The sequence below is a fragment of the Verrucosispora sp. SN26_14.1 genome, assembly GCF_004307965.1.
GTDB lineage: Bacteria > Actinomycetota > Actinomycetes > Mycobacteriales > Micromonosporaceae > Micromonospora.
Map to the genome: position 1 here is coordinate 1 of NZ_SISL01000217.1, position 9909 is coordinate 9909.

General features: G+C 73.1%; 10 protein-coding genes and 1 riboswitch. Of the genes, 2 read left to right on the top strand and 8 right to left on the bottom strand.

What is annotated here, in order from left to right:
• Nucleotides 1-1194: GNAT family N-acetyltransferase (locus tag EYA84_RS33150; protein WP_201272423.1), on the top strand; the 1194-nt coding region annotated here is incomplete at its 5' end.
• Nucleotides 1195-1254: 60 nt separating this feature from the next.
• Here the strand turns inward: EYA84_RS33150 and EYA84_RS19000 are convergent.
• The 4 genes from EYA84_RS19000 to EYA84_RS32540 form a co-directional block, all read right to left on the bottom strand.
• The gene (locus EYA84_RS19000; protein ID WP_131054399.1) at nt 1255-1800 is read right to left on the bottom strand and encodes a DsbA family protein; all 546 of its coding nucleotides are present in this window, start codon (nt 1798-1800) and stop codon (nt 1255-1257) included.
• An 80-nt stretch (nt 1801-1880) separates the two neighbouring features.
• Nucleotides 1881-2570, bottom strand: a complete 690-nt coding sequence (locus EYA84_RS19005) for a BON domain-containing protein (protein WP_131054393.1) — start codon at nt 2568-2570, stop codon at nt 1881-1883.
• A 204-nt stretch (nt 2571-2774) separates the two neighbouring features.
• Entirely contained in the window at nt 2775-3098 is a 324-nt protein-coding gene (locus tag EYA84_RS19010) for a hypothetical protein (RefSeq protein WP_131054394.1), read from the bottom strand.
• 154 nt (nt 3099-3252) lie between these two features.
• The gene (locus EYA84_RS32540) at nt 3253-3402 is read right to left on the bottom strand and encodes a hypothetical protein (RefSeq protein ID WP_161595001.1); all 150 of its coding nucleotides are present in this window, start codon (nt 3400-3402) and stop codon (nt 3253-3255) included.
• A gap of 335 nt (nt 3403-3737) precedes the next feature.
• Here EYA84_RS32540 and EYA84_RS19015 point away from each other — a divergent pair, with 335 nt between their 5' ends.
• Nucleotides 3738-4103, top strand: coding sequence for an STAS domain-containing protein (locus EYA84_RS19015; protein ID WP_131054395.1), 366 nt, complete (start codon nt 3738-3740; stop codon nt 4101-4103).
• Nucleotides 4104-4106: 3 nt separating this feature from the next.
• On the opposite strand, the gene surE is transcribed toward EYA84_RS19015, so the two are convergent.
• The 4 genes from surE to EYA84_RS19035 all read right to left on the bottom strand — a co-directional run bounded on the left by surE (nt 4107) and on the right by EYA84_RS19035 (nt 9629).
• Complete coding sequence (surE, locus tag EYA84_RS19020; protein WP_131054396.1) at nt 4107-4931, bottom strand: 5'/3'-nucleotidase SurE; 825 nt, start codon at nt 4929-4931, stop codon at nt 4107-4109.
• On the bottom strand, nt 4928-5893 hold the full coding sequence (locus tag EYA84_RS19025) for a 1-phosphofructokinase family hexose kinase (RefSeq protein WP_131054400.1): 966 nt from the start codon (nt 5891-5893) through the stop codon (nt 4928-4930). The genes surE and EYA84_RS19025 overlap by 4 nt, the downstream gene beginning before the upstream one ends.
• A 235-nt stretch (nt 5894-6128) precedes the next feature.
• Nucleotides 6129-7214, bottom strand: coding sequence for a hypothetical protein (locus tag EYA84_RS19030; RefSeq protein WP_131054397.1), 1086 nt, complete (start codon nt 7212-7214; stop codon nt 6129-6131).
• 4 nt (nt 7215-7218) lie between these two features.
• Nucleotides 7219-7351: riboswitch (cyclic di-AMP (ydaO/yuaA leader) on the bottom strand.
• A 163-nt stretch (nt 7352-7514) separates the two neighbouring features.
• Nucleotides 7515-9629 (bottom strand): AAA family ATPase, encoded by a 2115-nt coding sequence (locus EYA84_RS19035; protein ID WP_131054398.1) that lies wholly within the window; start codon nt 9627-9629, stop codon nt 7515-7517.
• Nucleotides 9630-9909 lie beyond the last annotated feature (280 nt).

Below are 9909 nucleotides of genomic sequence, written 5' to 3' on the forward strand. Positions count from 1 at the left end.
GCCTTCGCCGCCGGAGGCGCCGCGTACGCCGTCGCGGACCCCGGCGACGACCGGCTGCTCGGCACGGTCGGGCTGAGTCATGCGGTGCCGCAGCGCGCCCAGGCCGAGATCGGCTACTGGGTGGCGCCGTGGGCGCGCGGCCGGGGTGTCGCCACCGCCGCCACCCGGGCCCTGGCGCAACGGGCCTTCGCCACCGGAACCGCCCGGCTGGAGCTGGTCACCCACGTCGAGAACACGGCCAGCCAGCGGGTCGCGCTGGCCGCCGGATTCCAACCCGAGGGGGTACGCCGCAGCGGCGGTCCGGTGCGCGGCGGTGGCCGCCGGGACCTGACCGTCTGGGTACGCCTCGCCGACGACCCGCCCGGACCGTCCCCGCGTCCGCTGCCGGACCTGCCCGACGGCCGGCTCACCGACGGGGTGGTCGTGCTGCGCCCGCTCGGTCCCGACGACGCGGACGACATGTACCGTCTGCACTCCGCGCCGGAGGTAGTGGCCAGCATGGTGCCGCCCGAGCGGCCCACGCGGGACGACGTCGACCGCCGGTGCGCCGGGGCACAGAGTCAGTGGCTGGTCGGCCGGTCCGCCGCCGTGGTCCTGCGGGACGCCGCCAGCGACGCGTTCGTCGGCGGCTGCTCGCTGATCCACGAGGCACCCGCGAGCCAGGCCATGATCGGTTACAGCCTGCTGCCGGAGTGGTCCGCGCCGTCGTCGGCCGACTGGCCCCTGCCGGTACGCCTGGACGCCGCGCTGCTCGACGCGGTGCTCGCGGCCCGGAGCGGGGACGGGCGGCGGGCCGGCCGGACGGTGGAGCAGGCGCTCGACCTGGCGGGCCCGGACGGGTACCGGCGACCGTTCACCCGGGCCGAGCCGGGCCTGCGTGACCTGCTCGTCGCTCACCTGGACTCCGGCACGGCACACTGGCCGACGGTCAGTGACCTGGTCCGTGCCGTCGAGGTGCCGGACGAGCGGAGTCCGGTCGGCGCGTCGTCGGCGACACTGGACGAGCCGTTGACCGAGCGGGAGCTGACCATCCTGCGGTACCTGCAGAGCATCCTCTCCAACGTGGAGATCGCGGCCGAGCTGTCCGTCTCGGTGAACACCGTCAAGACGCACGTGCGCAACATCTATCGCAAGCTGGACGCCACCCGCCGTCGGGACGCCGTACGCCGGGCCCGCCAACTGCGCCTCATCTGATCCGGACAGCCGACGGTGGCGGGTCGGACGCTCACCCGCCACCGTCGACACCGCCCGGCCTCAGCCGGTGGCGTCGTCGACCACGGTCAGGAGGGTGCCCAGGTCGACGTCGCCGTCGTGGCGGTCACCGTTGACGAACAGGGTGGGGCTGGCGTCCACGCCGCTGCGGATCGCGCCGACGAAGTCCTGCCGGATCCGGTCACCACCGGCGTGCCGCCCGATCTCCGCGTCCACCTCGTCGACCGGCAGGTCGAGCTGTTCGATGCCGAGCGTCAGGTGCACCGGGTCGAGCTGGTCCTGGTGCTCGTAGAGCCAGTCGTGCATCTCCCAGAACCGTCCGCGCCGACCGGCGGCCTCCGCCGCCTCGGCGGCCCGTTCCGCGTACGGGTGGATGTTGGCGATGGGGAAGTGCCGGTAGACGAGTCGGACGCTGTCGGGCCGCTGCCGCAGGACCTCCTGGAGGTCGCGGTGGGCGGTGCCGCAGAACGGGCACTGGAAGTCGCCGTACTCGACGATCGTCACCGGCGCGTCCACCGGGCCCCGGACGTGGTCGTGCTCCGTGACGGGTGTGCGGAGCCGCGCAGTGACCTGCAATGGCGTGGTCAGCCGATCGGTCATACCCGCCAGTCTGCTGTCCGGCCGGGTGAGTCGGGGTCACCCGGCCGGGGTGGTTGCCGCAGGGCGGCTCAGCCCAGCACCGGGGCCACCGCGATGTGGTTCTGCACCTCGCGGATGCCGGGAGCGGACCAGACGACCCGTTCGACCTCGGCACGCTCGGGCATCGAGTGCACCAGTCCGCCCAGCAGCACCGTGTCGCCGTGTACGCGTACCGTGACCTGTTCGGCCTCGGTGGCCCGGTTGCGGGCCAGCGCGTCGACGATCCGCTCGGCCAGTTCGGCACCGGCGGGGCGTACCGAGGGCCGCACGACGAGACCGTCGCTCACCCCGCGTACGCCGCCGAGCTCGGCGACCGCCTGCTGGGCAGCCCGCCGCTGGTACTCCCACTCGACCTCGCCGTGCAGGGTGACCCAGCCCTGCGAGACCGTCACGTCGATCTGCTCGACCGGCACGAACGCGTGCCACTGGAGGGCGTGCGTCACGGCGGCGGCGATCTCCGGGTCGGTGCGCTCCGCACCGGTGGCCGTGTGCACGGCGAGGTCGTTGGCGACGGCCCGGACCTGGGCGACCCGGTGGGCGGCCTGTTCCGCCGCCCACTTCTTGGCGTACCCGTCCACCCGTCCGGTCAGCGTCACCACGCCCTCCGCGACGGTCACCCCGATCTCGTGCGGCCGGACCCGGGGCTCCCAGTCGAGTTCGTCGAGCACCGCGCTCCGGATGCGCTCGTCGGTGCGCTGGATCGTCGAGATGCCGACCATCTCCTCGCTCCTCTCGCGGTGGCGGCTGCGGACCGGTGCCGGTCCGCCGGGACCGAGCCTGGTCGAGGCGCGGGTGATCCGGCCTCACCCGCGTCGGGCGAGACGCCGCGCACAGCTGTTCTGGCGAGACGCCGCGCACAGATGTAAGGAAGGGTCCCCTGCTATGCACGAGGCGTTAGCAGGGGACCCTTCCTTACATCTCCGTCAGGTCAGCGGACCGGCGGGGGAGTCGGGGCGCTCGACGTCGACGAACTCGATGTCGACCAGGGCCGCGCCGATCAGCAGGGTCCAGGGCAGCGCGGGACGACGTCCGGCGAGCGCGTCGAAGGCCACGCTGGCCCGGTGCCGCGCCTCCTCGGCGGCCGATCCGACCAGGTCACCGGCGTCGTCGGCGAAGCCGGCCGAGGTGTGCCGGGCCGAACGGGCGGCGTCCCGGATGCTGTCGCCGGCCGAGACGAGGTGTTGCCACGCCTGGTCCGTGATCTGCTCCGGCTTGCTGCGACGGTCCAGCAGGTTGCTTCCGAACATGTGGTTCCCTCCTCGACAGTGCCGAAGCCGGTGGCCAGGTCAGACCTCGGACGTCGGCGGTTCGCCACCGACGCTGTGCCCCGCCGGACACCGCCGCAAACCCGCGTGCGCGTCGTCGGTGCCGCTCACGGTCGGCGCGCCCGGACGGTGCGGATCAGCTCGGGGACACCACCGCGACGACCGCCGCGCGGGCGAAGTCGTCGTCATCGTCATCGTCGTCATCGCCTCCGCCGCCGAACCCGCAGGCGAGCAGGAGGGCGAGCAGCGCGCTGACGCCGGCCAGACCGGCGAGCCTACGAAGCATCCGTCGTCCCTTCGTCGTGGTCGTCACCGGTGATGCTAGGCACACTCCGCCACCGGCACCGGACGGTCGCAGGTCAGGCCGCCGGATGCGGGGGCACGCCGGGGTGCCGGATATCGGACGGGCGAGCCTCGGCCCGCTACCCTGGTTCGTCGGTGCGAGCCCCGGTTCGCACCGAGTGATAGGACGTATAAGTTCGGATATGGGTGATTTGACATGCCGATGTCCGCGAATTGCTCATCCCGAGGGGTGGCGACCGAGGCCGTCGGAGGAATACTCTCGGTCGCGGCCCGCGTACTGATGAGGCGCCCGTCGTACGGGCGAGTGGAGGTGCTCGCGTGAGCCTGTCGATCCTGCAGACGGTTCGGCCCGGTGGTGTCATCGAGATCGCCCCTCGGGGCGAGATCGACGTCGACACCGCGTACGAGGTGAAAGAGGCCATCGCCGAAGTGCTGGCCAAGGGGCGGCCGGCCCGGATCGAGCTCAACATGCGGCTGGTCACCTTCATCGACTCGGTGGGCATCAGCGCGATGGTCGCCGGTTTCCAGACGGCTGAGGTCAGCGGCGTGAAGCTGATCGTCACCGAACCCAGCCGGTTCGTGCACCGACAGCTCTGGGTGACCGGGCTGCTCGGTCTCTTCGGCGCGCCGGAGCCGTACTACGCCGGCGCCGCCGCCACCCCCGAGGTCCTTCCCGGCGGCTGACCGTCAGTCGCCGTCGAGGCCGGACAGGTTCACGTCGGACACCTCGGTGACGGCGCGGACCGCCGTCACCGTGGCGTACCCGTCGGCGAGCCACGCCAGGTCGGTCCCGGGCTGCACCGACTGACCGGGCTCCTCCAGCGCGGTACGCACGAAACCGTGGCCGGACTCGGCAACGGTCATCTGCACCTGGCCGAAGGTCGCCAGCCCCGCCCGGCGTACGCCCCGCAGCCGCTCCAGCGGCACGTCCGGCGAGTTGACGTTGAGCACGCTCTCCACCGGCCCGGCGGTCAGCCGGGGGAGCAGGTCCAGGGCCACGTGGGCGGCGGTGGCCCAGTTCCGTTCGGCGTCGCGTACCCGGGCTGCGGCGGCCACCGCGGCGCCTCCGCTGACGGCGGTCGCCTCACCGACGGAGAGCACGTCCAGCGACACCGCCAACGCCCGGCAGCCGTTGGCGGCGGCGGTGAACGCCGCACCCACGGTGCCGGAGTGCAACACCGCCCGACCGGCGTTCGCCCCCCGGTTGATCCCGGAGAGCAGCACCGACGGCGGCGGCCCGAACGCGCCGTGCACGGCGATCAACGCGATGAAACCGGGGGACCCGCCGACCCCGAAGGCCGGCACCCCGGCCAGCTCCGGCAGCGGATGCTCACGGACCACCACCTGCCCGTCCTGCTCCAGCGCGCTCATCGCGGCGCTGGTGCCGCTCGCCTCCTCCAGCGGCGCGGCGACCACCACGTCCAACCCCCGGTCGACGGCGGCCCGGGCCAGCGCCTGGATACCCGGCGCGGCGATCCCGTCGTCGTTGGTGATCAGCACCCGCAGCGTCATGCGCCACCCACCCGGTGGGCCAACTCGTCGGGGGTGGTGCGTTCCTGCCGGCGGACTCCGGCGGGCTCCAGGCGTACCCGGTCCACCAGCCCGGTGATCGAGTCGAGCCGCCCGGTGCCCAGCCCGTGCCGGGTGACGTTGAGCGCGCCGGCCGCCGCGCCGGTCCGGATCGCGGTGCGTACGTCGCCGCCGCGCGCCACCACGGCGGCCACGCTGGCGGTCATCGAGTCGCCCGCACCGCGCGGGTCGGCCGCCTCCAGGCGCGGCATCCGCACCTCGAAGACCTCGCCGTCGACGAGGGCCAGCGCGGGCTTGTCGGCGCGGCTGACCACCACGTTCTCGGCACCGTTGGCGTGCAGGTCGTGCATCGCCCGGGTGAGCTGCTCCTCGTCGTCGTCGGTCGCGAGGCCGTCGGCGATCAGTTCCTCGTGGCTGACCTTGACGAAGAAGACCCCGCTCTCCAGCACCGCCGTGAGGTGGTCACCGCAGAGGTCCACCACGACCCGGCTGCCGTTGGCGCCGAGGTCGGCGGCGAAGCGGCGGTACAGGTCGGCGGGGACCAGCGACGGGTCGTTCGGGCCGCTCAGGATGCTCACCGCCGCGCGCAGTCCCTCGCCGAGCGCCAGGTTGTAGAGCTCGTCCAGCTCGTGCCGGCTCAGCGGCTGCCCGGTCACGTCGACGAGTTCCTGCCGGGTGCCGTCCCGGCGGTCGTGCACGTACCCGCCGCTGCCGCCGGAGTCCCGCGCCACCACCTTGAGGTCGACGCCCTCGCTGACGAGCAACGGCTCCAGCACCTGCCCGATCTCGCCGCCGAGCGCGGTGCAGAGCACCACGTCGACACCGTGGGACAGCACCATCCGGGCCTGCCAGACGCCCTGACCGCCGGGGTGCAGGTGCAGTTCCGGCGTCTCGTTGGGCTGGTCGATGGTGACCGTGAGCAGGGGGGTCGGCGCGAAGACCATCACATGGCCGGTCGCCGCGCTCACGACACACCGTCGCACTGGGTCCGCTGCGGTCCGCTCATAACCGTTCCTCCCGGTCGCCACGAAATGTCCGCTTCGATGTCGACGGTAACGAAGGTGGCGCGAGAGCGCGCGGCGACGGGCGGGTGGATTCGAGGCGGGCGCGTCGGGGTGCGGGAACGACGACGCCGGGTGGACCCACCCGTGAGGGCGGCCACCCGGCGTGTCGTGCGGGTCAGTACACCGAGAGGTGCACGTGGTTGGTGTGGTCGCTGGAGGGGTCGCCACGCGCGCCGCTGTACGTCCGCCAACCGCTGCTGGGCAGCCAGATCTGCTTGTACCAGATCACGTAGAGCACGGCGAGACGGTCGGCGTTGTTGACGTAGAACGCCGCCAGGTTGTTGCCGTACGTCCGGTCGCCGCCGGTGGCGGCCCCGCCGAAGCCGTTCTTCTGCGCCGCGAAGTCGCAGGCCCGCCCCTTCGGGTGCTCACCCGAGCCGCCAGCGCGGTAGCAGGAGACGTACCGGGTGAAGCCGGCCGCCTTGGCCTGGTTGAGCGCGTGCAGGGTGCGCGGGGTGATGCAGCCGTTGGCCGGCGTGGGGTCGTTGACGCTGCACGACTCGGCCGGCCAGGAGCCGTTGGAGTTGCGGGGCGCCGGCTTGGCCGTGGGGCTGCTGGAACCGCCGCTGCGTGCCGGGGCCCGACTGGCCCGCTCCTCCGCCGCGGCGCGCTCGGCTGCCCGCTCCTCCCGTTCCTCGGCCACCGTCAGCGAACGCTCGGCCTGCTCCTTGCGCTTGGCCATCACGGCCACCTGCTTGCGCTGCTCCTGCACCTCGACGTCGAGGGCCTGCTTGGTCTTGCCGACCTCGTCCCGGCTGGCCCGCAGGTCGCGCAGGGCGCGCTCCTCGTTGGCCGCCACCGCGTCCAGTGCCGCCGCGCGGTCCATGAAGCCGGCCGGGGATCCGCTGTTGAGCAGCGCCGACGCGGCACCGAGTCGGCCGCTGCGGTACGCCTGCGCGGCGATCTCGGCGACCTTGGTGCTGCGTTCGGTGAGCTGACCCTCGGTCGTGGTGAGCTGCTCGGCCAGCTTCTTCTGCCGGTCGACCGAGCGGTCCAGGGCGGTCTTGGCGTCGAGGTAACCCTTGCTGGCCGCCTCCAACTGGGCGCGCAGCGCCGGGGTGCCGCCCTCGTCGCCGACGTCACCGGGAGCCGCGGAGGCGGCGCTGAACGGCGCCAGCGCGGCGCCCAGGGCAAGGGCGAGCCCCGCGGCTATCAGGGCCGCCATACGGGCGGCCGGTCTCACGGTTGCCACTGCTGGCATGCACATGTCCTTCCGTCAGCCGCCGACCGGGTTAGCTGACGGGTTCGGGACGGAAGATCCCTACCGCTGGACGCGGATGCACCCCTGGAACATGGTTCCCCGGTTCGCCCTGGCGGGCGATTAGGCGGCGGTCACCGCCGGCACCGTCGAGTGCCGCCTGGCGGAGGCCGGGTCCGAGCCTACCGGTGCTGGTGGGACCCGTGCAGCCGGTGTGACTCCTGGTGTTCCCCTGGTCACGAGTAAACCAGACATAAGGTATGTTTGTTGCTTTTTCGCCAAGCGAGGTCGGTGGCCTCCGGCTCAGCCTGTCGGTTCGATCGTGGTCAGCCGCTGGGTGGCCCGGGACAGGGCGACGTAGAGCGTACGGACACCGGAGCCGGGATCGGCACGGATCTCGCCGGGGGCGACCAGCACCACGCCGTCGTACTCCATGCCCTTGGCCTCCAGGCTGGTCACCACCTGGAGACGCTCGCCGCCGAGCCCACCCAGCCAGGCCGCGACCTCGTCCCGACGCGGCACCGGCGTGATCACCCCGACGGTGCCCTCGACCTCGCCGAGCAGCGCGCTCGCGGCGGACGTCACGCCGGCCGCCAACTCGGCCGCCGGCACCACCAGATCCACCGGGTCGACCCCGGTGGTCCGCACGGCGGTGGGCAGGGACAGGTCCGGGTACGCCCGGCGGATCTCGGCCGCTGCCACCGCGAAGATCTCCGCCGAGTTGCGGTAGTTCGTGGTGAGCGTGAACCGGTGCCGCCGACGACGACCCAATGCCTGGTCCCGGGCCCGGGACAGCTCCTGCGGATCACCCGTCCACGCGGTCTGCGCCGGGTCGCCCACCACCGTCCACGAGGCCAGCCGACCGCGCCGGCCGATCATGCGCCACTGCATCGGTGACACGTCCTGCGACTCGTCCACCACCACGTGCGCGTAGTCGCGGTAGTCCTCCGGCCGCTCCCGCGCCGCCTGGCGGGCAGCCCGCTGCCGGTCGGCGTACGTGCTCAGCTCACGAACCCCACCGGCGAGCTGGAACGGGTCGCGCTTCTGGCGGGCCGGACGCACCGGCTTGCCGAGCAACGCGTCCAGCTCGTCGAGCAGCGCCGCGTCGGCCACCGTCGGACCCTCGGCGGCCAGCTTCCGGTACGCCTGCTCCAGCAGCCGGATCTCGGCGCGGGACAGCAGCCCGGCGGCGTACCGGCGCAGCCGTTCCGGATCGGCCAGCCAGCCGAGCACGTGCCGGGGATGCAGCCGGGGCCACCACGCCTTGAGGAAGTCCCGGAAGTCCGTCCGGTCGATCAACTCGTCCTCGAAGGCCCGCTGCTCGGGCAACCGGGCGACACCCAACCGGCGGGCCTGTGCCCAGAGCGCCGCCAGGACGCCGTCGAAGCCGGCCCGGCGTACCTCGTTGCGCCGCGCGCCCCGGGCCAACGCCCGTTCCCGGATGGCGTCCAGCTCGGGCCGCTCCAGCCGCAGCAACTGCCCCCGGTAGAGCAGCCGCAGCTCGGGCGGGGAGTCGGGTACGCCGTCCCGGGCCGCCCGTTCCAGCAACCGGCGCATCCGCAGCGACCCCTTGACCGCCGCCACGTCGACCGGGTCGGTGCGGGTGGCGACCAGCCCGGGAAAGAGCGTGCCCAGCGAGTGCAGCGTGGCGGTCTCCTCGCCCAGGGACGGCAGGACCGAGGCGATGTACTCGACGAAGACCGAGGAGGGGCCGACCACCAGGATGCCGCCGCCGGCATACCGGCTGCGGTCGGAGTAGAGCAGGTACGCGGCACGGTGCAGCGCCACCGCCGTCTTGCCGGTGCCCGGCCCGCCGGAGACCAGCGTGACCCCGGAACCGGGGGAGCGGATCGCCTCGTCCTGCTCGCGCTGGATGGTCGCCACGATGTCGCGCATCCCCCGACCGGTGGCCCGCGACAGGTTGGCCAGCAGCGCGCCGTCGCCCACCACCGCCATCTCCGCCGGTGCGGCGTCCGGGTCGAGCAGGTCGTCCTCGATCCGGGTGACCCGCTCCCGGCTGGACTGGATCGTCCGGCGGCGTACCACGCCGAGCGGCTCGGCCGGGGTGGCCTGGTAGAAGGGGGCGGCGGCCGGGGCACGCCAGTCGACCACCAGCGTGGCGGCGTCCTCGTCGCGGATACCGAGCCGCCCGACGTGGAACACCTGCCCGTCGCGCAGGTCGAGACGGCCGAAGACGAGCCCCTCGTACTCGGCGTCGAGCACGTGGCGGCGCTGCGCGGCGTGGAACACCATCGCGTCCCGCTCGACCAGCGCGCCGAAGTTGCCGACCCGGGCCAGCCGGTAACCGTCCCGCTCGGCGCGGACCGCCGCGCGTCGCAGTTCGGCCAGTCGTGCGTACACCCGGTCGAGATGCCGCTGCTCGACGGCGATCTCCCGGTCCAGGGTGCTCTGGTCCACCGCTTCGTTCTCCTCGTCACGCCGGCCCGGCCAACCGCACGAGATTACGCCCCACCTCGCGGGGGCGCGGAGGCACCGTGTCCGGGTGCGATCTCCAGTGCGGTGTCCAGAAACGTTCACCGGGCCGCGCCGGGTCCAGACGACGACCGGCGGCGTTGGAGTCGGGCCTGGATACAACACCGGTATCCAGGCCCGACTCCGCCTTGCCGGACCGCCGCCTGGACCTCGCCGCGACACCGCCAACGTTCCTGGACACCGCACTAGCGGCGGCGGGTACGGC